Below are 21,948 nucleotides of genomic sequence, written 5' to 3'. Positions count from 1 at the left end.
AGATGTTCAGGCGCATCAGACGCCCTCCGGTTCAGGGAAGACGACTTCGCCGATCGGCAGGCTTGCCAAGAACGCGTGATGGACCGCGTGGTCGGGGTCGGCCAATACCTCTTCCGGGAGGATATAGACGTCATCGGATATCCGACGCGGTTCGAGGTAGGCGTTGTTGGCGGTGGGACCGCGTACAACGTCGGCTTGTGCAGATGTTAGGATGATCATGTGTTCCCCACCGCTGTCATGTAGGTGTTCATAGCCGTGTAGTAGTTGGCGGCTTCGGTGGCGGTTAGACCCCCGCCCACAGCGAAGGCTCCATATTGCCGGTTGGAATGCTGGGAGGGCGTGCCTGACGTGTTGAGGGCGCCGAGGAAGATGTTCACGTTCGCGATTGCCGCGGACACGACGGCGGGCGAGGTCACCAGCACGCCGTCCCGGTAAACGCTATATCCTCCTGAGCCTGTCCGGCTAATCAGGGTCATACCCTTCGCATCCGTGACAGTGGCGGGGTTGGACGTGCTGGTCGAGCCGGTGTTCAGCCGGGATTCGACATAGTTCGAGGCGCCGCGGCAGCGAATTATCGACCCATTGGCGCCATCGAAAGAACCGACGTCGGTCACAGCCGAAGAGGCGGTGCCTGTTGAATTGCACCACACCATGATGGAGCAGCTGTTCTGGGTGAAGTTGAGAGAACCGGCTGCGGGGTTGAAATTGGTGTTGATGTAGCTTGTTGAGCCGTTGCCGCTGTAGCCCTTCTTGGCCGTAAAGGTCGGGCTGTTCACCAACGTCATCGTGAAATTCGCGTTGATGAAGTTGCCCGACGCGTTGGCAGAAATTGCCATCGCCATCACCTGCTTCTCATCGAGCTTGGACCAGATGCCGTAGCCCTTGAGCGCGACGATCAAGGCATTGATGCGATTGCGCTCAGGGTAGGTGGGCGAGACAGGCATCCTGGCGAACAGGGCGGTGGCGCTGGCGTCGTATACGTCTGCAACAGGGGCCATGAGCGCGTTCAGGATGAATTGTGCCTCACGCGCGTAGCCCAACGTGGTGGGGTGCAACTGGTCGGCCATGAGACCGGCGGCATTGGCTTGGGCGTAGGTGCCGAGGGCATCAATGAGGTCAAGCGGCGGTCGCAGGCCATTCGCCATCGCCACGTCGCGGATATATTGGTGGAACGTCGCCTCATTCGAAGCGAAGGCTGTCCCAATCCGGTTCGGGATCACAAACTGCAGGTCGGCCCCGATCGCTTCGGCTAAATCAACCCAAACTTGCAGATTGGCTTTGAACGTAGCCTCGGATGGAGGAGACGCGACGTTATAGTCGTTGATCCCGCCCTTGTAGAGAATGAGGTGGGCACCGGTTTTGGCGACAACTTTATCGGCGCTGACCGTCGTCCCGATGACTTCGGATGTGGAGAAGCCAGCGGCGCCGCCGTTGATGATATCGATACCGGCGTTGGCCATATAGCAGTCGACCCCGAGGAATAGGGAGGTCGCCGTCGTCGGTGTAATCGTCACGGTGTAGTTGCCGGGCGGAAGACCGGCCGCTGCACATGTTACCTCGTGAACGGTCACGTTGCCGCCAATACCCGTAATCGAGATAGGGGTGCCGTCCCCGATCTTCACCTCGAAGCCTGTTGCATTGAACGTGGAGACACCAACCGCATCGAACGGAGCATTCGGCGTGAAGGTAATAGGGTTGAAGGTGGTGGTGTTCTGGTAGACGTAGCCGCCCAGCGTCTTCTGCGTGTTGATCGCCCAGCCCGCGCCGAAGGAAATGCGAGTATCGAAGCTGGGGGATTGGCTGCCGTCGCTGAACCGGTTGTTTTCGTAGGCCCCGTAGCGGGCCATCAGACCGGCGAGCTGGGAGGGGTAGGAGTTCTTGATATTGCCGCCACCCGAGCCGCCGGTGGTGCTATCGATGACGCTGACAATCTTGACCCGAGGTCCACCGGCTAACATGGCGCGGTAGGCGTCATTCAAAACCGGATAGGCGGCAAAGCTGGGACGTCTCCGGCCACCCGGAGGCCCCATCCGCCCCGCAAATCCGGCGCGGACCATTTAGGGGGTCATTTCGTCGATGAAAGCGCGGCCATCAGCAGAATCGCGGATGAAGCCGATGTAGTTCGGCCCCGTGGCCGGAACCTTGAAGTATTCCGTGGCACCGGCAAACAGGAGGCTGTCGCTGACCGTCGCCGTGACGCCCGAGGTCGCGCCCCGCTTGAAGTGGCAGTCTTGGGTGCAGCTCAGGCGAATGACGCGAGTCTCGGATGCAAGCTTCTGGGATGCTGTCGAGGCCGATACGAAGCTGACAATTTGTGTTTGGCTGACACGGAATACGCTTTGCCCGTCCACACCCGAGCCATAGGCCTGCGCATGGACAGACCCCGAGAGCCCCACTGCGAGGACCGAGGCTGCAAGTAAGAATTTCATGAGGAGGAACTTTCGTTACCCCATTTAGCCACTGAATAACGGGCTTGGCAATAAAGCTTTAATTCGGAAGTTCGAGAGCGGTATATTGGTATTGCGACCCGACGATTAACTCGCGGAATTGCGTTACGAGGAATTTTACCGGAACTTGCGATCCATCCGGCGCCTGCAGCATGCGCGATTTAATTTCGATAACGTCCCCGGTTCGGGTATCGCTATCTTTGGCGTCCAACTTAAAAGTCACCTCTCGCAGCGCAACGTTATAGCGTGCAAGGTAGCGATCTGTGATGCTCTGGGCCTCGATGTCCCGGTTATATCCGAGCCAGCGGCTGACGATGTTCTTTGATACGGCACCGTCAAACGCGTTCGGGTTCTCAGAGACTGTGTCGATTACGAGCAGGGATTTGCCGGTATTTTCGAGGTCCGGGGTGAGCCTTGAAGCGTAGTTTTGGAGCGCGCCCTTTTTCATGACGCCGAAGCTGAGCTGAACACGGCTGAAGCGCTCCTTTTCGAGCACCTTCACCGACATCGAGCCCTCCAGGATGTGTTCATTGTCACTGAGGGTGACGCTGGCAGTTGCGCCCGACGAGATGACCTTGAATTTCAATTCGGCGTCGAGTTCGTCCCACCACAAAGCACAGCCGAAGTCGGTGAGAATCTCCTCAATGAGCGTCTTCACACTCTCCGGGTCGGCGACAAACGTCTCGACCGAGAGCGGGTCGATGTAGGCATCGCACTCGGTCACCCATGCGGAATAGGGAATGAAGGCGCTGTCGATGCCTGCGGCGAGCAATAGGTCCCGTATGATCTCTACCGGACGATAGCCGACGGCCGATGACGGGAAGCATTCCTGAAATTTGGTGGCGGCGTTGTGGGCAGGGTTTCCCGAACTTTCCACGCCCCTCTGAATCGTCGTGATATTGTCGCCACTACGGGTGTATTCCACCATCTCGTCATCCAGCCGACCTATACCGCTTGTGGGATAATCGGCACCGACACCTGTAGGGGAGAGGCCGCGCGTGAAGTTCGAAACTCCGGGCGACGCGCTTGCGAGGACAGCCGTCGCAGGCCTCGGCATCATGGTCTTTTCAATTTCCGCGAACCGCAGCAGGTCTTTCCCGACAACTTTGACTCGACCATTCGCGTCCGGACCCTCGATCCGGTCGATGAAGTAGGTACGGGTGAGGGTATACACCGTGCGATCGGCGTCGATGTAGCCGGTGTTCACGCGCATGACGCGGTTGGCGACGACCGGATTGCGGGCCATCAGCTTGCCAAAGAATGTCCCCTGGTCGCGAGGCGTATACGACCGCCCGGACACATAAGGATCGACGCCGCGGTCATGGTGGGGGAAGTCCTGTATGGTGACCGTCACCGCCGCACTTACTGAAAAGCTTCCCGGTTTCAGCTGCGTCGGCGCGATGTCGATACCGGTGATGCAGGGGAAGTAATTTTCGCCGAAAGGCAGCATCGGATTGGGCTCGGTGAATTTGTAGGTCTTGCTGCCCTTGCTGTAGTTGGCGGAATCCTGACAGGTCGCGAAGGTGTTGAAGCACTTCTGCGGGCCGGTGACGCCGACAGCGGCGGTGCACGGCGCAACCCCATATGTGCGGGTGCAGAAGTCCAGGTCCAGCTCAACGACCGTAATCGGCCGGCGCCCGACCTTGACCCGCAGGGTATCGTAGTCCGTCACTCAACGAGCCCCCGGATGGGGATGCTGACACCCATGTGGCCGTAATGCGTGTGCGAGGGCGAGGGAATGTCATCCTCTGTCCAGCAGAATACGCCTTCGAGCGGAAGGTTGACGTCTGGCAGGAAGAAGAAGGGCTTTTGCTCGGCATGGGCGACGAACCCCGGCCAGTTGGCGCGCATCCAGCTATCCGATGCGTATTGGATCTCGATCTTGGTTTTCACCCCTTCGGAAAAGATGCTGCGCCCAAGGAACGCGCCGCCGTCCGACTGGCTGTTGACGAGCTTGGTCTTGCGTCCAAAGCGCGGCGGCGTCCAACCGAGGTACATGCCGTACTCGAGCGGCAGGACCCGCCCGAAGCTCACGACAGCGATACTGAAGACGCTGGTGCACGTAATGACGATACGCCAGAGGGTGGCGGTTTGACTGGAGAATGTGACAAGGCGGGGTGTGTTGTCTGTCGGCGTGATCGCGGAGAAGCAGTCCACGTATCCCGACCCGTTGTGGTACTGAAGCTTGATCGTGCCGCCGTGGGCATAGAGGTCATGCCCATAGAAGGCGAAGTAGTCCGCGCTTTGGGCGCCGGAGAGCGTCGAGTCGATATTGATGGTGCCACTCGTGGCGGGCTTGAAGTAGTCCGACGTGATCCAGTCATAGACATTCTCGACCGGGAAATCTGTGTCGGCGCTCGACGCGACGACGGTGCCGTTTTCCAGCAGGTTCTCATACCCGAGGCGTGCGTTCGAGGTCATGCGTTGACCACCTGGACGCGACTGCCGTCCCGCTGCGCATCATTGATGAGGTCGATGAGGTCGCGGACCTGATTTTTCGACATTTGGGCGGTTTCGCTGCCGACCAGCGTCACCTGCATGATCTTCTGGGGAGCAACGGAGGCAGAGCCGACGTCGCCGCCGCCACCATAGCCACCACCGCTACCAGAGGAGAAGTCGCCACCCCCGCCGCCACCGCCGTTGAAGGAGGTCGATGCCAGTGCCGAAATATTCACCGCCTGCGCTGCGGCGGCGACACCGGCAAAAGCGGCGCCGAGAGGCGGTCCACCAATGCGGGAGCCGAAAGCATAGGCGGTGACGACGCTTTCGTATGCCGCCAGCGTCGCGCGGGCGAGCGCCGCAGCCTTCTCCATCGCGAAGAATACGCGGTTGTGCTGGGCCGCTTGGGCGATGGTATCGCGGAAACCCTTGGCCTGGCTGCCGATGGATTGTTTGCGAAGTTGTTCTTCCGTTTGCAGACGGAGGCCAAGGAAGCCTTCCAGAGCAGATTGATCATCCTCCCAAGCCTTCTGCCGGATTTCGGCGAGCTGTTCCTGATAGGCTATTTCCGCCTGCAGCCCGAGTTCGCGGAATTCCTGCTCAGTGATGGCCTTCGCCGCGAGAGCTTCGCGCAGCGTTTCCTGCTGCTTCTCCACGTCCATCGCAGCCTGATCTTCCGGCCCAGCGAACCCATAACGCATGGAATCCACCTGACCGGAGAGCTGCTCCCGGAGTCGCTCAGCCTGCTTGGCGGCGGCGAGGCGGGCCTTTTCACCCTTCGCGTCGGCCGAGGCGGGGGGCATGACGATCTTGCCGAGAGTGTAGCCACCAGTTGCGGAGATGCCGTTGCCGGGGAGCGAGGCTCCCAGCCCGGATGTGTCAGAACCGGCAGTGGCCTTGAACCCGCCGCGCGCCATGATCGCGTCAATCGCCCGCTGGGCATCGGCCGGAATGCCGTTCGCCTTTGCCTTGCGGGCAAGGGCGATGGCATCGGAACCCTCTTTGCCGAACACGGTGGCGAAGGCCTTGTTGCCCACACTTTCTATGGCCTTGTTGGCTTGGGCGTAGAACCCGCCCAGCGCAGCAGCCGCATTTGTCGCGGCAGTGACGATATCGCCCAGGAGTGAGGCGAACCCCTTCAAGCCTTCCACCGTCGCCGGGTCATTCAGGGCGAGGGTGAGGTCTTTGACCGAGTTTGTCACCGCATCCAGGAAGCCGGATTCCGCCATTTTGGCCTTCAGGTCGAAGAAGGCATTGCCGAGACGGTTGAACGCCGCCTGCGCGCCTTGGGCTGCTTCGTCCACGCTTCCGCCCAACTCCTTGCGGATGGCAGCACCGAAGCGCGGCAGGAAGTCACCCGCCAGCACTTCGCCGTTCGCTACCATTTTCGCGAATTCAGCAGTGGACTTGCCCATGGCCTTGGCGGCGATCTCAAAAGCGCCGGGGAGGGCGTCGCCGAGTTGGCCACGCAGCTCTTCCATTGAGACCGTGCCCTTGCCGGCAATCTGCTCCAGCGCCTTGAATACCAGCGCGGTCTGTTCGGCCGGCAGTCGCATGGACACCGCGGCCTCGCTGACGCCGGTGAAAATCTCCTTGGTCTGTTGCAGCGCCAGGCCCGCACGCAAGGCGGACGCGGAGAACCCGGCAAAGCCGTTGGTGGCGGTGACGAGGTTGAGGCCGAGGCGGTCAGCCTCAGTCCGGACGTAGGCCAGAGCATCGGCGGCAACGCGTGCGTCACCAGTCGCGGCGACCATCCGGTTGCGCATGGCTTCGACCTGCACACCAGCATCAATGATGCTGCGACCGACCCGAAAAGCGGCGTAAGCCGTTCCGAGCGTCAGGACCGCGGTGCGGGCGCGTGAGATAGCGGCCTGAAAGCCGTCAACATCACGGCTGGCCCGGTTGCTAAACCGGCTTACGTCGCCAGCGGCAGTTTGGAGGGAGGTTTGAAGACCCTTTACGTCAGCCCGTAGCTCGACAACCAGCGATTCTAGGGTTTGACTCACGCATTGGGCATTCTCTTGGTTTTAGCGGCATCCTCGGCTTTAAGCGTCAGGTATTCATCGCGTGACATCGGAGATTTAATTTCGACGCCTTGAGAAACCAGATGACCTTTCATGGCAGCAGTATATTCATAAAACGTCGCTTGCCAAAAGGTATTAGGTGACCATTTAAGTATACCGAGGGCGGAAGACATGATGTCTTCCCATGGTAGCTCGGTTACTTTTCCGCCTTTTCCGACTTTCCCACGCTCACCCCGCTCAGGGCGCGGCTTACGAATTCCACCACGGGAAGGCTGATTTTGGAGAGGCCTGCCTCAACAATTCCTTCCCCAACCTCTTCAAGCGTCAGGCGCGGGTCATCATGACCGCGGAGGCCATGATGGACGATGGTGGCGGCGTCGGTGATGGACAGGTCGCCTTGTTGCCCAATCTGGTTGATGAGGGCGATCATGCTCTTTCCCAGAGCCCCTTCGATGGCGCGGATGGCACCGAAGGTGGCGCGCATTGTGCGGTCTTCACCGGCGAGGGTGATGGTGACCTCGTTACGAAGGGTTTCCATTAGGGCTGCGGGACATTGATTGCCGAGGCGCTCACGCCGGTAATCGACGACATCGATACACCGACGAGACCGTACTGGTTATTGAACCGTCCTGGAGGGAAGGGGCCAAGCACCGCAATCGTCCCGGATGGCACGACAATGCTTGGGCTGGTCAGTGCAATTGGCCCGAATGCCTGTGTATTCACGCTCGTGGCGATGCTGTTGATCGTCGCCGTCAAGGCCGTGCCGCCCGCCTTGAGAAGCAGGAGGGTTTCGCCATTGTTGGCGAAGTACGTTACCCCGGAAGCGTTTTGCAGGCCGGTGGAGGCATTCAAGCCCGCCGTGGTGATATCGGTCGTGCTGACGTTCGGCGCCGTTTGGGCTTCCGCAACCGCAGAAATGGCTGCCGCCGCGATGACGAGGCCGGAGGTTGCGAGGAGGAATTTGATGTTTTTCATGGTGCCTCCTAGCTGATAGTGACCGCGCCGGCGGACTCAAATGTGATGTTGTAGGTTGCCGCGCCGTTGTAGGAGCCCGCTTCCTCGTAGGAGGCGATCATGAAGCTGCCCTGGTAGGTCTTCGCGACGGTGCCGGGCATCACGAATTGGTAATTGCGGTGGGCGTTCGTGCTGGCATCGACGCGCATCGCGGCGGCGGCGGCGTCTTCGACATAGACCCCCTGCAGCTTGATGCTGACGGAGTTGACCCCGGCGCCTTCCAGCAGCTTGCGGATGCCCGCGTCATCCGAGTTGGTAATGTCGACCGGTTCATTGTTGATGGTAAGGGTGACCTCGCGGCTACCGCCCACGGTCACATAAGTGCTTCCAGTGGAGTTGTATTTGACGAGCACTGCCCGTCCCTTTTGTGCAGCCAAATTATGACCCTTCCGTTATTGGTAATAGATTAAACCCGAAAATCCTTAAACGGCAACATCAAACTACTCAGCCTTGCGACGAGAAGGTTTAATATCGGTGACAGTCTCGGCCAAGCCCTCTGCAATAAAGCCCTCTCCAAGTGTGTCGCCTATGTCGTATGTTTCACCGGTGGCAAAAAGCTTGGTTGTGACCCCGTCTTCAGAAGCTAGTTTATCGCGAAGCATCAGAACTTTCATATGCAGACCCTTTGTTGTGCCCATCATGGGAGAGAATTAATTTGAAGAAAAGGATTAAACCACGAGAGCCTTAAACTCGATGGCAGACTGATAGGTTCGACCATCCTCTTCCGGGAAGCAGGTTGAGAGCCCATCGTGCTCAATCAAAACGAGGGTGTTCCCGGGAAGCGTCAAGGCCGCTTCATTGCGGTTGAGGGCGTCAAAGACCTTCTGGCGGATGGTCAGGACAGTGCCAGGCCGGTTCTCACGCGCGAACGCCTGGACCCGCAACCGATGCTCCATGCCGGCGAAGTCGTTTGCGGCAAACGGCAGGCTGTCCGCCGTCACAAGGATAAAGGGATAGGTGGGTTTGACGGGCACAGCGCCGTAGACGCGGGTGCCGACCAGAGCCGTGACCGGCGCGGTGGCAAGGAGTAACGTCTGCACCGCTGTCAGCAGGGGGAGCGCGCTATCGGCCACGGGCGTAGGCTTTCAGGGCTTCACGAACGGCGTCACCGACACGCTTCTTGGCGCGCTCGCGCAGGGCGAGGTAGGTGGGACGCAAGAAAGGACGAGCAGCCATGCGGCTCGTGCCGAGTTCCAGCGGACGGGCATGCTTGGCGGAGTTACCCCATACTGCCGTGAGTCGACCGCGCATTTCGAAGAACATTTTGCGCACCAGCTCCCCATAGTCGCTGTTTGGATACTCCCCGGGCGCGGATGCCGTATGACTACGCTGGCCACGCTTGTACGTGCGGCCAGTCCCGGAGCCCTTTTGGATTTTGACTATAGCGAAACTGTTCATCTCTGCTGCCGAGGCCAGCAAAGCACCTTCAATGCGGCGGCGCGCACCTTCGGGAATGCCTACAAGCTTACGCGTCAGGCGCTGGACGTTGCGGACGGTCATGCTTCCGTCCCCGCATCAAGCAGGAGGCGCAGGCCAACCCTTGCGCCGATCTCACCCACCGAAATGACATTGTGGACGACGCCGTTCACCGTGACGCGCAGGCCGACCCCGGAGGAGGGGTCTTTCAGGTCATCACGATAGGCGATGGTCATTTTCCGGGTGATGGTCGACGCCGGAGCACCGTCGTTCACACCCTTGGTGAAAGTGCGGGGGTTATCCCAAACCGCCTGCACCGTAGCCACCGCGACCCAGCTTGGTGCCGTGCTGGCGAAGTCACCGCCCGGCGTATTCTGGCGTTCGATCGCCGCGATGAAGCCGTCCCGCGCCAGCATGCGGGTGACCATCACGGCAAGGCGGTCGCTGATGCTCACGTCCGGACAAGCTTGCTCATTCCGATGCCGGTGCCGCTCAGGCTGCCGATGCCACGCAGGATCATGCGGACGTATTCGTAGGAGCCTTCAAAGCGGGTGGTGTCGTACTCCGTCTCGGTATCGCCGATCTTGTCGCGCTTCACCGCGGCGCTGCCGGTGGAGAGCGACATAGGCATCAGCCGACCGCCAAGGGCGAGGTTAGCCAGCTCGGAGCACGCGTTTTTGACGGGGGTAGGGATATCGGACAGCGTCCGGCCCTCCCGATCGGTAGCGCAAACACGCGGCCAACCGAGGGATTGGTCGGTATCCTCCAGCTTGCCGACCCACGAAAAAGCCGCATCAAGGAAGCTGGTGGCTTCGATGATAGCGGCTTCCTTGGCGGGATTGGAGGCGGCGGCCCATGCCGTGACCTGACCACGGGCGGTCAGATAGTCATTGACCTCCGTAACACTGACGTAGGCATCCGTGCCGACATCCACCTACTCACCCTTTTTCGGGGTTTCGGTCTCACCCTGCTTCTTGCCGGGCTTGGGCTTGCTGCGCGGCGCATCAACGTTGAGCGGCTTGGTGGGCACGCGAGGCTGGCGAGTTGGCTTCGGCTGCTCAGGGGCGGGTGTCGCTTCTGGTGCTGCGCTGCTTTCAGGTTGTGGGGCCTCAGGGGGAACCGGTGTCGGCACCGGCACAGGCGTGGCTTCAGCCTTCTTTGGTTTCACGCCAGTCAGAAAGACTTCAACTTCCCTACTGCCCTTCGCAACCTCTGCGTACGGGACCAGAGGGACCTTCGCAGCGGTGTAAGCGGCGACGATTGCCTCGGTGTTCTTGCCCTCATCGACGATTACGCGGTCAAACTTCTCAGTCTCGCGCTCATTGAAATACAGGGCATTCCGGTAGGAGACCTTCACGCCGAGAGCTGCGACGGCCGCCGCTACCTCCGCCAAAGTGACGGAGGAGTGCTGATAGAAACCGATTTTCATGGTCATGACCTCCTAGCGGGCCACGACCAGGCGGACGCCCGCGAGGCTCTTGTGGGACGTGACGTTCTTGTCCCAGTTGGAGGCGGTGGCCACGGTGCCAGCATTCGGGTTGGCACCACCGTTGCCGGTATCCCACTTGAAGCCCTTCAGCTGGATGTTGTAGGCGCTCTCACCTTGGAAGCGGGTCACAATGTTCTCGTTTCCGAGGATGACCTGACTGAATGCTTCGGCATCTTCAGAAATCTTCAGCAGGGCCGCAGCATCGGTCAGACCCAGAACGACGAACTTGTCGGTGGGATTGAGGGCATCGCAGTCCGTCAGGATGATCGGACGCCCAAGGGTCGGCACACCACCGTTATAGACGCTGATACCGCTGTCGTTGAACTGCGGGGCAACACCGGAAAGCATGTTGCCGAGCAGGGCGTGACCGGCAGCGCCGGACATCACCCACAGCTTGACCTGAGAGGAAGCGTCGCCGAGCTGGGCGAGGGCGTTGTTCAGGTTGCTGTGGCTCATCTTGTTATCGCTACCGGCACCGCTGACGTCCTTGTTGACCTCAGTCTGTCCGGACAGGGCGGCATCAAGGGCGGCGATGGCGGTGTTGAGCATTTCCTGCATCACTTCGTCGGCCATTGCCTGGCCGGCGAGGACCGATGCCTCGTCGGGAGACATGTTCATGGAGCGGAAAGCGCCACGGTCAGTATCCACTGGGCCGTACTTGCGCTTCACCTTGACGCTGATGTTCTCGTCCATCGTCATCTTGGTGGGCTCGACGGACGCCGAACTCGTCACGTCACGGCGGGTGAGCGCGGACATGTTCTTGAAGAACGCCAGCTTCTCATAGTCGCCGGTGAGCTTGTCGTTGAGCATGCGCAGCGCGCCTGCGGAGGCGCCATTGAATGCATTGATGTTCTGGGTGATCCGTTCGTAGAACGAAGTGGCCATAAGGACGTCATATGCTTTGACGTCGGAGAGCTTTGTGGAGGGCACTTACTGTGCTTTCTGTTCGTTATTGACCTTTTCCCGATAGGCATCGGGTCCAATCTCCGTCATGTGCGCGGCCTTTTCGGCTGCACTCATCTGAGAGAGTTTCTTGGAGCCAGCCCCGCCACCTCCACCGCCGCCCGCACCGCCACCGGAATGACTCCCGGCAGAAATGAAGGCTTTACCGTCTGCCGCCGCCCAACCCTTTACAAAGTCGGCGACCGGCTTCCCGTCGACGATGACCCCATCATCCTTGACTTCGACCTTGCGGGTGGAGCTGAGGTCAGCTTTCACCGCACGCAGGAATTCCTTGGCAACCCCGGCTTCCACCAGCGCAGACGTAAGCTGGTTGTCGACGATGGTGCCGTTGAGCTTGGCCTCGGCTTCTTCCGCGCGCTTCTCAGCAGCGGTCAGCTTCGGCGTAAACTCGCCTTCAATGCGCTTGCGCAACTCGACCGGATCAGCATCCTTGTCCTTCTTGTTGCGGTCTTCTTCCTTTAGGCGCTTGACCTCGTCAGGATCGATGCCCTCGAACTTCTTTTTGAGGCCTTTTACCTCATCCATCAGTTCGGTGTTTTTGGTTTTAAGACCCCCGGTCTCGGCAGCTATTTTCTCCTGTGCCAGTTTGTCCGCAGCTTCTTGGATGGCTGCTTTGACTTCTGGCGCTTCAAGGTCGATTGGCATTGTTCAAGTCCCCGACTTGGTTATTTCATGGAATTACCCCCGGTAAAACCTTTCCCTTAAACAATGAGGGCGAAGTGTTAAACCTGTCAACGAATATTCCGAAGCTGTTCCAGTGTTAAAGGTCGGCCATTTTGATCTACGAGTTCTGCCAAGGTTATTTGGCCGGTCTGATAAAGCTCTGCCCGGCCCTTGCCGAGGAGCTGGTCAACAAGCGCCTGGGGCTTGCCATCAAGGAAGGTGTCGAAGTCCACGTCATCGGCGGGTCCGCCGCCAAAATCGTCACGGATGACGGGAATTTCAGTGCTGCGGCAGTTGGGATGGCGGGGCGTGCCGCCATTGTAGGGCAGGGAGTGGCCGATCGGCTTGTATCCGGGGACCGCCCAGACTTTCCCGGCATAAGCGACGCAGGTGTGAGAGGTCCGGCCGTCGAGCACGCTGATTTGCTGAATGCCTTCGAACACGTCGGGATTGTCGCCGACCAGCTTCTTGCGGGTGGCGCTCACCACCGCACTACCGGCGCCGCGAACCAGCATCCGCGCCATGCGGCGGGATACCTCCATCAGCCCATCCGCATACCCCAGCTCTTTCGAGCCGCGGACACGGCGCACCAGATCGGCATCACTCTCCCCGCCGATAAAGCCCATCCGCATCTCCTGCGAGAACCGCTTGCGCATGGTGCGACTTTGTTCAGCCCACCAATCTTTCATCGGGGCGCCGGAGATCAGTGCGGTATCGACGAGGGACAAGGCTTCGGAGGCAGACAAGGCGAAGGCGACCGGAGACTTATCCAGCAGGTCGTTGACCGCCTGCACTAGGTACCCGGCTTCCACATCGGCCAGCTGCTGCATTTCGCGGCGGTGATAGGACTGCATGTCGGCATAAGTGGCCTTGATGCTGTCCGCGACCGCAGCAATCAGCTTGTCCAGTCGCTGGCGCCGGTAGGCCTCCCGCATTGGTTCAGACGGCGCGATGGTGACGATCGAGGCGACGATTGCTTTATCGAGGAGGGCGAGGAAGCGGTCGAGTTCGGCGCGGACGGATACCTGGTGCCGGAGAAGGTGAAGCTGCCGCTTCCGCAGCTCTTCCGCCAAGCGCTCGTTATTTGTCATCGCCTGGCTGTGGCGCGGTCACGCCTGCTTCGTCGATAAGGGCCTTTTCCTGCTCATACGTGCGGGCGCCGCTGACCACTTCACCCTTCACAAGCGCTTCGTAGAAGGATTGTGGGCTCAGATTGCCGGTCATGACCGACTGCAACAGAGCGGTGATTTGCTGGGGCGGCATCGAGACGGCGAGGAAGTCGGTATTCAGTTTGACGATGACGGCTGTTTGAGTGCCCTGCCATTCCGCCATGATGGTCAGGACACGGCTCAGGCCACGACTGACCGAGTTCGCCAGCGCGGCGAGGGTGCTAGTTTCGCCTTGGCGCTTCTGGGAAAGGGTGTCGGCGGCTTCCGCATCCGCCTTTTCAGGTGCCAGCATTCGCGCGCCAAGGGCTGCCATCTGGCTTTCTTTGTCCTTTATGGCAGTACTCAGCTGCCCCAGCCCGGCGCCGGTGAATTCGAGATAGGCGGCCTTGGCGGTAGGGTCTTTGAACACCCATGCGGTGGCGGAGCCGATGCGGTACGTATCATCGACGCTGTCCACGCCGGAAATCACGGCGGTCGGCAGGCCGGTGAAGTGCAGGCCGTGCTCCATATCCGCGGTGTTGCGGTAATGGGCAAGGTTGACCACAGCCAGGTCGTAGAGGACCGGATCGCGGACCGTGGTGTCACCACCTTCGGAACTGAAGAATTCGAAGGGGATATAATCGAGAGGCTTGCCGCCACGGATTGGCGTGACCTGCATGATGAGGGTCCATGAGGTGACCCGGTGGCCGTTGGAGTTTTCCTGCCAAACCGATTGCTGATATCGGCCATTAAGCAGTTCCAGGACCCGATACTGAATCCTGGTGGTGACGTTGAATTCGTCGGCGGGGTCGACCTCATGCACGCACTCACGCAGCACCACGAGGCTCAGGACGGTTTTGCCGCCGACGCGCGTAGTGCGCCAGTTGATGATGTCCTCCGCATGGTAGAGGCTGGCATAGACCCGCAGGCCGAGCTTTTCTGCTACTTCGACGGTCACGACCCGGTCGGCAGCCGCCTGTTTGGCGTCGGGATAGTCCACAAGGACACCCACCCGGTTGACCGCCATCACCTGCTCAACAATATTTTCGGCGAACTGTCGGAATGGGGTGCCGGTGAGCGTCATATCCTCAAGGACGACGGTCAGGCCCTCAGCCTTTTCGATTACCGCGTCCTTCCGGAACACCATGCCGGTGAGGGCGTCGACCACGCGCCCGGTCGCATTGAAGAAGGTGGCGCGCTTCTTGTAGGCCTCGTATTCCTCGTCAGACTGGTCGGCGAGCCGAGGCAGGTACCTAGTACCAGCCTTCTGAATTGCCTTCTGGCCCACCACCACGTCCCGCATAAGGCACCAGTCAGCTGAATGGGCCTCATAATCGGGGTGGAGTGTGTTGACCGGCATAAATGGACTTATCAAATACCTTTAAGTTTGGTTTGCTTGCCGCCGCTATTGGAAAGCATCAGTTCGCTAAAACCCCATACGAGAGCATCCATTCTGTCGGGGCTCTTGTCAAATGTTTCGGGGTTATAGCTGCAAAGCTGGCCTTCGAGCTTATCGAAATGCTTCACATGAGTAATCTGGTGGCGCTCATATAGTGCGGCCACTGGTTCAAGGCGGATGGCTTTACCACGCGAGGCCCGTACCGCCTTAAAGTTTACGGAACTGTCCACAATCCGGATGTTCCGCTCGACGAGGTCGCCGCCGTTGTTGACTTCGCCAACGATGATATCGGCTTGGTAGTGGTCGTATACATTGAGCGCCCGCCGTGCCCACTGGTCAGGGGTGAGGACGCCGCTCACGTCATCCAGTACATACCCGCGCCCGTCATCCCCCTTGCCGACCACCACAATCCCGCACTCGTCACTGGTGGCGGTTGCGGTAACAGCAGGGTCGATCGCCACCACGATGCGGACCATGCGGGGCATCGTGGCATCGCCGAGGTGGAGTATCTGGTCGCGCTTGATAAGCCCGCCTTCGGCACGGAAATTCCAGTTGCCGTGCAGCAGGCGCATCTGCTCTTCGAGGGATTGCGCCTTGAGGTTGGCGAGATAGCCGGGGTCGGCTTCGAGCAGGATTTTGTTGTCATAGATGCTGGAGGCGATGAATGTGACCGACTTCGGCTCGGCTTCCGAGCCATACAGCTCGACCAACGCATCCGCTGTGTCGGACCAGCGGATGACATCGTTGATGACGACGAACCACCGGACAACACCGCTGCGCTCAGGGATGGGATAGCCATCCTCACCGATCCACCAGGCGATGAACTCAGCCACCCAGCTATCAGGGTCCGGGTTGCAGGTGGCACGGATGTAGGGACGGACGCCGCAGGTCGAGCGGTTGCGGCTCAGCATGTAGAAGAACTGCTTGCGGGTGAAGTGGGTAAGCTCGTCGAACAGGATGAGCGGGACTTGGGCGCCCTGCCAGTCACGCACATCCTTCTCGTGCTGCAGGTGGGTCATGGTGACCGTGGCGCCTGCCGGGAAGGTCCACCGGTATGGTTGCTGGATGCTAATGGCGCCGAGGAGCGGGTACAGGTTCTGGCTTGTGTCCCACAGCCCGCCTTCGTTTGTGATCTGCGTCGTATCCCGCCGGAAGAACACGGCACCGAACTCGGGATTGTCGGTGTTGCGCAGCGGCTCCATCAAGAGCGCGTAGGTTTTACCACCACCGGCAGAGCCCCCGTAAACCACTATGTCCGCGACCGATGACAGGAATTGTTCCTGTGGTCCCGGCTGCGGTCTAATTTCCATATACCCTATTAAGGGGGCAGAACGAGGTTTACGGCAAACAAAAAGCCCCCGAAGGGGCTCTTATCATTCAGGCGAGGTAGGGGAGATTACTTCGACTGGATAATCTTGGATGTGACGGAGTTGGTGCCCGTCAGGCTGGCGCTGGGGCTCACACGCAACGCCGTAAAGGGTAGCGGACCCGTCCAGCTTACGACGGTAGGACTGGTGATGTAGACGTTAATGGTTTGGCTTGGCGCACCGCCTGGAGAACCGTCGGCGAGGACGGGAACGACGATCGCTTGCCCAACCGCCGTGCCGCTGACAATCAGATAGGCACCCGCAGAGCTGTCGAACACCCTGCCATCCTGCACCGTGGTACCGGAGTTATAGACGCCGACGCGCACATTGAAGTTGCCATTGCTGTTGGCGATGGACTTGGAATAAGTCTGAGCCTGTACCGGCAGCATGACCACCATGGCCGCGAGAATGCCGAACAGGAATTTCGAGATGTATTGTTTCACATATAGACCCTTTATTTCATCAGAGGTTATTTCTTTATAGGATGCTGCGGCAACTTCCCCGAAGCGTCAACAGGTTTTGTCTCCCGACCATTGGCGGGGAGGTAAACATGCGTGGTGGCGATCGGGTTATTGGGATCGCCGGAGTGCTGGACTTTCTGGCCAACCGCGCCCTCAAGCCGGTTCAGAATGCGGTCGATGCTGTAGCCTTCGCCGTTCTTGCCCTTTTCACCTGCTCGGCCCAAATTTGTTCGAGCTGGTCGGCCTCGTAGGTTTCGCCCGTGATGGGATGGGCAACCGACTCCACAATCTCCAGAAGCTCACGAAGGATGGTCTTGCTATTGCGCAGACCCTTCCTCCTCCCTTTCGGATTTCCGGACGTTCCGGACTTGAAAGGCGTGCCTACCGGGCGCCCATCAGGACGTTTGGCCGCTGCACCGCCGCTGTTTTTACTCACCAAGGAATCGTGACTCAGGTTGCGGCTATTGGCAACCTACAATGCTGTTGACAGGTTTAGCGGGCCGGAGGAGCATAAAGCCCAAACTAAATGAAAGTTATACCTATGTTCGCCTTCTTCTTCGCAGCCATCGCCATTGCAGGCCTATCCCTCAACATGGGCTTTAAGGATGGCCAGACCAAGCCTGACGCCCGCAATTTCTTCGACAGCCGCCCGAAGGTTGAGGCGCAGCAGTAGCGACGGCTAAGAGGGCGCCTGCGGGGCGCCCTCTTAGATGCGAAAGTGGAGAGTGAGACCGTCGGCTATGGGCACCGCATAGCGACGGGGCTTTCGCACGGACTCCATCCCTTTGACCACCAGGGCTATAATATCGTCATCCGGATCGCGTAGGGAAAAACTATCGAGCGTCCCCATCCCCAGCTTCTGAATGACCGAGTTTATAAGGGGTATGAGTGTTCTCGATTCTACCGTTTTGCCTTCAACCGCCCTCTCAATCACGCCGAAAGCCTTTGCCACCTGAGCTTCATCAACCATTTCTCGGATAAGCTGATTGACGTCGTCTGACTTCGCTTTGGCCCTCATCAAATAGAGTTGGATGATCGGCACCGGCTCAAAGACCGTTTCGCGCTTCGTTTGATTGCACCGCCCGCAGGCGGGGAGCCAGTTCTCGACCGAGTTTATCTCGAACGTGGGCGGAAGCGAGAATTGCGTGAGAACGTCGGTCAACCGATTGGGATCATCGAGCAAGCTTTCTGGCAGGATGTGGTCAACCTGCATGGAGACGAAGTTCAGGGGACGACCGCACAGGTAGCACTTGGGTCCATGGACCATGAAAACGGCCCATCGTTCATGCGCGGTGAAGCTTCTTTTTCCCACGACATACCGACCCTATCGCGCGCTGAGGGATAGCCGCCAGCCACTCTTTATTTTCCAGAGCTGTTGCCGCAAGAGTAAGCGATTGGCAAGCGCAACCCAGGAACGCACTGATGGCTGATGGACAGCCCGACCCAGAGGACATCATGAAGGCCGTAAGGGCCTCAGGCTACCTCATGGAGCAGGAGGTGGCGACGACGATAGAAAAGCAGGGATTCCAGGTTCGTCCCAACACAGCTTTTGAGGACATGGACGAAGGGAAGTCGCGCGAAATCGACGTTGTCGCCACGCGGCGGTACGCTGCTGACGAGCGGGACAAGATTGGCGCAACCGCACAATTGATTGTTGAGTGCAAAAACACAGTAACGCCGTACGTCTTCATAACCCGACCTAAAGACAAGGTCGATTTTCTGGCGGTACCTGAAGAGTTTTGTTTCCCGTTTGAATACAGAATGGAGAAGAAGCTAACCGACGGTCGAACGCAATTCTGGACCTTTCCGGCCTTCCGCCATCTCGGGTTCAACAGGCTCCTCCCGGCGACCTCAACGCCATGGAAGGCGGTTCAATTCTGTGGAGTGAGGCGGAAGTCAGGTGCAAAAGGGGAAGAGGCCGAGAATGATCGCGCCAAGGCTGGCAGCGCTAAATGGTATGCGAACCATGACGGGATGTACGACGCGATGTTCTACCCCATGGCCAAAGCTTTGAAAGCCCATAAGGAGCTTATGCCAAGATATCAAACGCCCACCGACTGGGCTTACATGTGGTTCTTTTTTCCTTTGATAGTCACGTCCGGACCGCTGTTTATGATCGATTCCTCAGCGGCTGACCCTCACCCGGTCAGCGTGCCCTTCATTACGTTTGGACGCGAAATCCAGACAAGCAAGCTGTCCGGCAAGTTTCTAGTGACTTTCATCCAGCAGGCGTCGCTGCCGCAATATTTCGGCGAAGTGATCGAACCAATTATGGGAAAGGCTGTGGAGCTTCTAAACCCCCAGAACCCGCAATACCGAACTACCACGCTCCCTTGGCGTGAAGACTTTCGAGATGTTTACGGAACCCCCTAATTCGCACCGAGGAAGTGGTCGTAAACACGGCTCAAGAGACCGCTGTACGCCTTATGGTAGTCTTCCAGCTTGGATGATGAGACGTTGACGTGGACCTTCTTGCGGTGCGCGATCGTGATACGATCGTCCACCATGTTGTCGATGTGCTGTTTCTCGACCTCCAATTCGTTATCCCATTGCCGCCTTAGCTCAGCCTCATAATCCGCATCGAACAGGCCAATCATATCGAGGACCTTACTCGACTTCGGATTTTGGTAGCTATCGCAAACTTTTTCGATTGGTCGGTATATGCGACTGTTCGAGCGCTGCTTCGCGTACTCGATGAAAATGCGCTTCAGGCTCTGCTCAAGGCTCCCGCAGATCGAGACGCAGATTTGCTGGCTGGACAGCGAAATGAGTTCGTCCCGATCTGTGCCGGTACCCTTCTTCACGATGGAGATTTGATTTTTCAGGCGGTCGAACTCCGCTTGGAGTTCCTGCCGTTTCATATAGCAGCGAAGGCTTTCTCGGCCTCCTCCATCCTCTTCTTGACGTTCTCATCATCCGCAGTCGACCTGATATAGCCCTCAATGAAGCGGGCATTGTTCAGCACCGCCTGGTAGGCGTCCGCGGCCGCTGCCGCATCGGGTTCGCCTTTCGCCGCAACTCGGTGAGCGAGCGCGGTCGCGACAGAGTCAAAAACGGCGGTATTCAGTGACCTGTCTGGACGGAAGGTGCGATTCCCGAGTGCGCGGCTTACAAAGGCCATCGTCTTCGTGAATATATCACCAAGGTCTTTCAGTTGATCGTCGGTGAGGTTCCGCCGTTCCTTCATGTAGTCATTCAGGAAGTGTTTCATCGGACTCTCATACTCGGCGCCCTTCTCGTAGAAGGCCAGAAATCGGAGGATTAGCTCTACGTCCTTAAGTCGCTTGCTCTTGGGGCCGTAGATGGCGCGCCACTCCGGATTCTCGTTCAATCTGTGAAGATAGTTGTTGAAATTTCCGTGGCAGATGCACGAGCGAATTTCTTGGGGAGATAGTTTCACTCCGCCCGTATTAATCCGCTCGAAAACTTCGTAGACACTATTGATCTCACCCTCAGGCAAATCTTGCTTGAACACTGTTGCGTGGATCACGGCGTCATCAAGCCGCGCGCGGTCCGCTTCATCCAAGGATTTGTAGGTCCGCCCGCCGAATTTGGTCTTGAGTCCGGAAAGTGTGAACTCCTTCCCGTTTATGATCCCTTCCGAGAAATAATGTAGCGATTTCAGACGCTGCTGACCGTCAATCACGAGGTGCTTGCCGGTATCAGCTTCCTTAAACAGGAATATGCCAGGGACTGGCAACCCAAGAAGGAGCGATTCTATAAAGCGGGAGCACTGGTTTTGCGACCACACAAAAGCGCGCTGAAATGGCGGGATGTAAAAGAGCTTCTTCTCCATCCGCGAGACCAGAGTTTCGACGGGGTAGTCCACGCCGAACGATGAAATGGAAAACAGCTCGCCAGTCGTGGCGACATCTTCAACCGCATCGTCAACGTTCTTGAGATCGTCGAGGTCTTCCTGAAGTTCTTCGATATCGCCCATAGTCGCCCCCGCCTCGAACTGTCGTACGTCGACATACCATGTCTCGGGAGCCGACACAGCAGGTTCGTGCACGACGAGTGAAGCCACAGGTCATTAGGCTAATCCCGTCGCTGGGGTCAGCGGGAACCCGTCTTTCGCACAATCACCTGCCGCGCTTCCAGACCGAAATAAGCCAGAAACTTCCGCCCGGGATTCTTTCGTCCGGCCAGCACGTTCGACAGCGTGGAATGGTCCATGCCCATGTTTCGGGCAACCTCAGCGATGCCGCCCCTGTTGCCGCGCCCGCAGGTTGCGGTGCCGATAAGCTTGCCTAGCATCCGGCGCAGTTCGCCGGGCGCCAGGCATTCGATGGTCTCGAATTTCATTGCAGTAGTGCTTTCATATAGTGAAAGAGGTCGATCACCAGCTCAACGGCGAGCCCGACAAGGCAGATGATGGCGCCGCTGAAGCAGATCGCGGCGAAGATGAGCCATTCGTTCACCGCCCACCCCGCACACGTTTGCGACGTTCAAACCCGGACGGGACACGTCCGGTCCAGCGGTGACGCCGGTATCGACCCGAGCCCGAGTGATTGGGCAGCAGCACATGGCCGTTCGCATCGTCAGCCCCATACAGTACGCCGATGCGGCGCAGGCGGGTGAACATCTTATGGGCGTCGGTGGTGCCCATATGCAGGACGGTGCGAGCATCGATCCAGCCGTATCGGATGAGGCGGCGGATGACGTCAGCCTGAATGCCGAGCTGGGATGCCGTGCGCGGCTTTGGCAGCTTGCCGGTAGGCCGCTTGCCCATCATGCGCAGGGGAAGGGCGCAGAGGTATTGCCAGTGGCTCATGACTGAGCCTCCGCTTTGGCGATGGCAGCCAAGATTTGCGGCTTTGCGACCGTCTGCCACTCTTCGTCCGTTTCAAAGTTTGGGCTCCAATTGCTAATCCAGCCCATGACCTGTTTGAGGGCTTCGACCAGCTGGTCATGCGCATTGCAGGCGCGGACGATGAAGGCAGCGTTGGCCTCAGCCGGTAGTACGTCATCTGGTAAGTCGCTGACTATTAGAGCGACCACATGCTCCTGAGGGTTTTGCGCCTCAATGCGATATTTCGCATTATCGGCCTGCTTCATGTAGGCGCCGTCATTTTCGACGACGGCCCACGGTGTCGGGGTGTGTTTCACATACCGATC

At 58.8% G+C, this 21,948-nt stretch carries 31 protein-coding genes; 2 read left to right on the top strand and 29 right to left on the bottom strand.

The window, feature by feature from the left end; translation table 11 throughout:
• Positions 1-15: 15 nt before the first annotated feature.
• From ACSBOB_RS20200 to ACSBOB_RS20090, 23 genes are all read right to left on the bottom strand, one after another.
• Positions 16-219 (bottom strand): hypothetical protein, encoded by a 204-nt coding sequence (locus ACSBOB_RS20200; protein WP_442577871.1) that lies wholly within the window; start codon positions 217-219, stop codon positions 16-18.
• Positions 216-2,057: an SGNH/GDSL hydrolase family protein gene (locus tag ACSBOB_RS20195; protein ID WP_442577870.1), complete on the bottom strand. Its 1,842-nt coding sequence runs from the start codon at positions 2,055-2,057 to the stop codon at positions 216-218. The genes ACSBOB_RS20200 and ACSBOB_RS20195 overlap by 4 nt, the downstream gene beginning before the upstream one ends.
• Entirely contained in the window at positions 2,058-2,429 is a 372-nt protein-coding gene (locus tag ACSBOB_RS20190; RefSeq protein ID WP_442577869.1) for a hypothetical protein, read from the bottom strand.
• 58 nt (positions 2,430-2,487) lie between these two features.
• Positions 2,488-4,119, bottom strand: coding sequence for a hypothetical protein (locus ACSBOB_RS20185; protein ID WP_442577868.1), 1,632 nt, complete (start codon positions 4,117-4,119; stop codon positions 2,488-2,490).
• Positions 4,116-4,868, bottom strand: a complete 753-nt coding sequence (locus ACSBOB_RS20180) for a hypothetical protein (protein WP_442577867.1) — start codon at positions 4,866-4,868, stop codon at positions 4,116-4,118. The genes ACSBOB_RS20185 and ACSBOB_RS20180 overlap by 4 nt, the downstream gene beginning before the upstream one ends.
• Positions 4,865-6,892 (bottom strand): tape measure protein, encoded by a 2,028-nt coding sequence (locus tag ACSBOB_RS20175; RefSeq protein WP_442577866.1) that lies wholly within the window; start codon positions 6,890-6,892, stop codon positions 4,865-4,867. Before ACSBOB_RS20175 ends, ACSBOB_RS20180 begins: the two co-directional genes overlap by 4 nt.
• The gene (locus ACSBOB_RS20170; RefSeq protein ID WP_442577865.1) at positions 6,889-7,083 is read right to left on the bottom strand and encodes a phage tail assembly chaperone; all 195 of its coding nucleotides are present in this window, start codon (positions 7,081-7,083) and stop codon (positions 6,889-6,891) included. The genes ACSBOB_RS20175 and ACSBOB_RS20170 overlap by 4 nt, the downstream gene beginning before the upstream one ends.
• Before the next feature lie 23 nt (positions 7,084-7,106).
• Entirely contained in the window at positions 7,107-7,448 is a 342-nt protein-coding gene (locus ACSBOB_RS20165; RefSeq protein ID WP_442577864.1) for a gene transfer agent family protein, read from the bottom strand.
• Entirely contained in the window at positions 7,448-7,885 is a 438-nt protein-coding gene (locus ACSBOB_RS20160; protein ID WP_442577863.1) for a hypothetical protein, read from the bottom strand. The genes ACSBOB_RS20165 and ACSBOB_RS20160 overlap by 1 nt, the downstream gene beginning before the upstream one ends.
• A gap of 8 nt (positions 7,886-7,893) precedes the next feature.
• Entirely contained in the window at positions 7,894-8,301 is a 408-nt protein-coding gene (locus tag ACSBOB_RS20155) for a phage major tail protein, TP901-1 family (RefSeq protein ID WP_442577862.1), read from the bottom strand.
• Between the two features lie 63 nt (positions 8,302-8,364).
• Positions 8,365-8,538 carry a hypothetical protein gene (locus ACSBOB_RS20150; RefSeq protein WP_442577861.1) on the bottom strand — a complete coding sequence of 58 codons (174 nt, stop codon included), beginning with the start codon at positions 8,536-8,538 and terminating at the stop codon, positions 8,365-8,367.
• A gap of 54 nt (positions 8,539-8,592) precedes the next feature.
• The gene (locus ACSBOB_RS20145) at positions 8,593-8,997 is read right to left on the bottom strand and encodes a DUF3168 domain-containing protein (RefSeq protein WP_442577860.1); all 405 of its coding nucleotides are present in this window, start codon (positions 8,995-8,997) and stop codon (positions 8,593-8,595) included.
• Positions 8,987-9,424 carry a hypothetical protein gene (locus ACSBOB_RS20140; RefSeq protein WP_442577859.1) on the bottom strand — a complete coding sequence of 146 codons (438 nt, stop codon included), beginning with the start codon at positions 9,422-9,424 and terminating at the stop codon, positions 8,987-8,989. The genes ACSBOB_RS20145 and ACSBOB_RS20140 overlap by 11 nt, the downstream gene beginning before the upstream one ends.
• Complete coding sequence (locus tag ACSBOB_RS20135; RefSeq protein ID WP_442577858.1) at positions 9,421-9,795, bottom strand: hypothetical protein; 375 nt, start codon at positions 9,793-9,795, stop codon at positions 9,421-9,423. The genes ACSBOB_RS20140 and ACSBOB_RS20135 overlap by 4 nt, the downstream gene beginning before the upstream one ends.
• A complete protein-coding gene (locus tag ACSBOB_RS20130) occupies positions 9,792-10,274 on the bottom strand; it encodes a DnaT-like ssDNA-binding protein (protein WP_442577857.1) in 483 nt (160 codons plus the stop codon). The genes ACSBOB_RS20135 and ACSBOB_RS20130 overlap by 4 nt, the downstream gene beginning before the upstream one ends.
• Complete coding sequence (locus ACSBOB_RS20125; RefSeq protein ID WP_442577856.1) at positions 10,275-10,775, bottom strand: hypothetical protein; 501 nt, start codon at positions 10,773-10,775, stop codon at positions 10,275-10,277.
• Positions 10,776-10,781: 6 nt separating this feature from the next.
• Entirely contained in the window at positions 10,782-11,714 is a 933-nt protein-coding gene (locus ACSBOB_RS20120; RefSeq protein ID WP_442577855.1) for a major capsid protein, read from the bottom strand.
• Between the two features lie 45 nt (positions 11,715-11,759).
• Positions 11,760-12,437 carry a hypothetical protein gene (locus ACSBOB_RS20115; protein ID WP_442577854.1) on the bottom strand — a complete coding sequence of 226 codons (678 nt, stop codon included), beginning with the start codon at positions 12,435-12,437 and terminating at the stop codon, positions 11,760-11,762.
• A gap of 86 nt (positions 12,438-12,523) precedes the next feature.
• A complete protein-coding gene (locus ACSBOB_RS20110) occupies positions 12,524-13,546 on the bottom strand; it encodes a hypothetical protein (RefSeq protein ID WP_442577853.1) in 1,023 nt (340 codons plus the stop codon).
• Positions 13,536-14,963 carry a DUF4055 domain-containing protein gene (locus ACSBOB_RS20105; protein ID WP_442577852.1) on the bottom strand — a complete coding sequence of 476 codons (1,428 nt, stop codon included), beginning with the start codon at positions 14,961-14,963 and terminating at the stop codon, positions 13,536-13,538. Before ACSBOB_RS20105 ends, ACSBOB_RS20110 begins: the two co-directional genes overlap by 11 nt.
• An 11-nt stretch (positions 14,964-14,974) precedes the next feature.
• Positions 14,975-16,312: a terminase large subunit domain-containing protein gene (locus ACSBOB_RS20100; protein ID WP_442577851.1), complete on the bottom strand. Its 1,338-nt coding sequence runs from the start codon at positions 16,310-16,312 to the stop codon at positions 14,975-14,977.
• Between the two features lie 86 nt (positions 16,313-16,398).
• Positions 16,399-16,812 (bottom strand): hypothetical protein, encoded by a 414-nt coding sequence (locus tag ACSBOB_RS20095; protein WP_442577850.1) that lies wholly within the window; start codon positions 16,810-16,812, stop codon positions 16,399-16,401.
• A 181-nt stretch (positions 16,813-16,993) separates the two neighbouring features.
• The gene (locus tag ACSBOB_RS20090; protein ID WP_442577849.1) at positions 16,994-17,266 is read right to left on the bottom strand and encodes a DUF5681 domain-containing protein; all 273 of its coding nucleotides are present in this window, start codon (positions 17,264-17,266) and stop codon (positions 16,994-16,996) included.
• A gap of 105 nt (positions 17,267-17,371) precedes the next feature.
• Here ACSBOB_RS20090 and ACSBOB_RS20085 point away from each other — a divergent pair, with 105 nt between their 5' ends.
• Positions 17,372-17,503 (top strand): hypothetical protein, encoded by a 132-nt coding sequence (locus ACSBOB_RS20085; RefSeq protein WP_442577848.1) that lies wholly within the window; start codon positions 17,372-17,374, stop codon positions 17,501-17,503.
• 33 nt (positions 17,504-17,536) lie between these two features.
• Here the strand turns inward: ACSBOB_RS20085 and ACSBOB_RS20080 are convergent, their stop codons facing one another.
• A complete protein-coding gene (locus tag ACSBOB_RS20080) occupies positions 17,537-18,043 on the bottom strand; it encodes a hypothetical protein (protein WP_442577847.1) in 507 nt (168 codons plus the stop codon).
• Positions 18,044-18,252: 209 nt separating this feature from the next.
• Between ACSBOB_RS20080 and ACSBOB_RS20075 the strand changes: the two genes are divergently transcribed.
• Positions 18,253-19,203: a hypothetical protein gene (locus tag ACSBOB_RS20075; protein WP_442577846.1), complete on the top strand. Its 951-nt coding sequence runs from the start codon at positions 18,253-18,255 to the stop codon at positions 19,201-19,203.
• Here ACSBOB_RS20075 and ACSBOB_RS20070 read toward each other — a convergent pair.
• The 5 genes from ACSBOB_RS20070 to ACSBOB_RS20050 form a co-directional block, all read right to left on the bottom strand.
• Positions 19,200-19,691, bottom strand: a complete 492-nt coding sequence (locus ACSBOB_RS20070) for a hypothetical protein (RefSeq protein WP_442577845.1) — start codon at positions 19,689-19,691, stop codon at positions 19,200-19,202. The genes ACSBOB_RS20075 and ACSBOB_RS20070 overlap by 4 nt on opposite strands.
• Complete coding sequence (locus ACSBOB_RS20065; RefSeq protein ID WP_442577844.1) at positions 19,688-20,770, bottom strand: DUF262 domain-containing protein; 1,083 nt, start codon at positions 20,768-20,770, stop codon at positions 19,688-19,690. Before ACSBOB_RS20065 ends, ACSBOB_RS20070 begins: the two co-directional genes overlap by 4 nt.
• A 116-nt stretch (positions 20,771-20,886) precedes the next feature.
• A complete protein-coding gene (locus ACSBOB_RS20060; RefSeq protein WP_442577843.1) occupies positions 20,887-21,135 on the bottom strand; it encodes a hypothetical protein in 249 nt (82 codons plus the stop codon).
• Positions 21,136-21,247: 112 nt separating this feature from the next.
• Positions 21,248-21,604, bottom strand: a complete 357-nt coding sequence (locus tag ACSBOB_RS20055) for a hypothetical protein (RefSeq protein WP_442577842.1) — start codon at positions 21,602-21,604, stop codon at positions 21,248-21,250.
• Positions 21,601-21,939: a hypothetical protein gene (locus ACSBOB_RS20050; RefSeq protein WP_442577841.1), complete on the bottom strand. Its 339-nt coding sequence runs from the start codon at positions 21,937-21,939 to the stop codon at positions 21,601-21,603. The genes ACSBOB_RS20055 and ACSBOB_RS20050 overlap by 4 nt, the downstream gene beginning before the upstream one ends.
• Between the last annotated feature and the right edge of the window lie 9 nt (positions 21,940-21,948).

Source organism: Mesorhizobium sp. KACC 23794, assembly GCF_052180275.1.
Taxonomy (GTDB): Bacteria; Pseudomonadota; Alphaproteobacteria; order Rhizobiales; family Rhizobiaceae; genus Kumtagia.
The sequence above is the reverse complement of the archived record's forward strand: the minus strand, read 5'-3'. Positions and strand labels throughout refer to the sequence as shown.

Excerpts from the sequence above, each read along its gene's own strand:
- ACSBOB_RS20200 (WP_442577871.1), bottom strand. The coding sequence starts at position 219 with ATGATCATCCTAACATCTGCACAAGCCGACGTTGTACGCGGTCCCACC.
- ACSBOB_RS20195 (WP_442577870.1), bottom strand. The coding sequence starts at position 2,057 with ATGGTCCGCGCCGGATTTGCGGGGCGGATGGGGCCTCCGGGTGGCCGG.
- ACSBOB_RS20190 (WP_442577869.1), bottom strand. The coding sequence starts at position 2,429 with ATGAAATTCTTACTTGCAGCCTCGGTCCTCGCAGTGGGGCTCTCGGGG.
- ACSBOB_RS20180 (WP_442577867.1), bottom strand. The coding sequence starts at position 4,868 with ATGACCTCGAACGCACGCCTCGGGTATGAGAACCTGCTGGAAAACGGC.
- ACSBOB_RS20170 (WP_442577865.1), bottom strand. The coding sequence starts at position 7,083 with ATGTCTTCCGCCCTCGGTATACTTAAATGGTCACCTAATACCTTTTGG.
- ACSBOB_RS20165 (WP_442577864.1), bottom strand. The coding sequence starts at position 7,448 with ATGGAAACCCTTCGTAACGAGGTCACCATCACCCTCGCCGGTGAAGAC.
- ACSBOB_RS20160 (WP_442577863.1), bottom strand. The coding sequence starts at position 7,885 with ATGAAAAACATCAAATTCCTCCTCGCAACCTCCGGCCTCGTCATCGCG.
- ACSBOB_RS20150 (WP_442577861.1), bottom strand. The coding sequence starts at position 8,538 with ATGAAAGTTCTGATGCTTCGCGATAAACTAGCTTCTGAAGACGGGGTC.
- ACSBOB_RS20140 (WP_442577859.1), bottom strand. The coding sequence starts at position 9,424 with ATGACCGTCCGCAACGTCCAGCGCCTGACGCGTAAGCTTGTAGGCATT.
- ACSBOB_RS20125 (WP_442577856.1), bottom strand. The coding sequence starts at position 10,775 with ATGACCATGAAAATCGGTTTCTATCAGCACTCCTCCGTCACTTTGGCG.
- ACSBOB_RS20120 (WP_442577855.1), bottom strand. The coding sequence starts at position 11,714 with ATGGCCACTTCGTTCTACGAACGGATCACCCAGAACATCAATGCATTC.
- ACSBOB_RS20115 (WP_442577854.1), bottom strand. The coding sequence starts at position 12,437 with ATGCCAATCGACCTTGAAGCGCCAGAAGTCAAAGCAGCCATCCAAGAA.
- ACSBOB_RS20110 (WP_442577853.1), bottom strand. The coding sequence starts at position 13,546 with ATGACAAATAACGAGCGCTTGGCGGAAGAGCTGCGGAAGCGGCAGCTT.
- ACSBOB_RS20105 (WP_442577852.1), bottom strand. The coding sequence starts at position 14,963 with ATGCCGGTCAACACACTCCACCCCGATTATGAGGCCCATTCAGCTGAC.
- ACSBOB_RS20100 (WP_442577851.1), bottom strand. The coding sequence starts at position 16,312 with ATGGAAATTAGACCGCAGCCGGGACCACAGGAACAATTCCTGTCATCG.
- ACSBOB_RS20085 (WP_442577848.1), top strand. The coding sequence starts at position 17,372 with ATGTTCGCCTTCTTCTTCGCAGCCATCGCCATTGCAGGCCTATCCCTC.
- ACSBOB_RS20080 (WP_442577847.1), bottom strand. The coding sequence starts at position 18,043 with ATGCAGGTTGACCACATCCTGCCAGAAAGCTTGCTCGATGATCCCAAT.
- ACSBOB_RS20075 (WP_442577846.1), top strand. The coding sequence starts at position 18,253 with ATGGCTGATGGACAGCCCGACCCAGAGGACATCATGAAGGCCGTAAGG.
- ACSBOB_RS20070 (WP_442577845.1), bottom strand. The coding sequence starts at position 19,691 with ATGAAACGGCAGGAACTCCAAGCGGAGTTCGACCGCCTGAAAAATCAA.
- ACSBOB_RS20065 (WP_442577844.1), bottom strand. The coding sequence starts at position 20,770 with ATGGGCGATATCGAAGAACTTCAGGAAGACCTCGACGATCTCAAGAAC.
- ACSBOB_RS20060 (WP_442577843.1), bottom strand. The coding sequence starts at position 21,135 with ATGAAATTCGAGACCATCGAATGCCTGGCGCCCGGCGAACTGCGCCGG.
- ACSBOB_RS20055 (WP_442577842.1), bottom strand. The coding sequence starts at position 21,604 with ATGAGCCACTGGCAATACCTCTGCGCCCTTCCCCTGCGCATGATGGGC.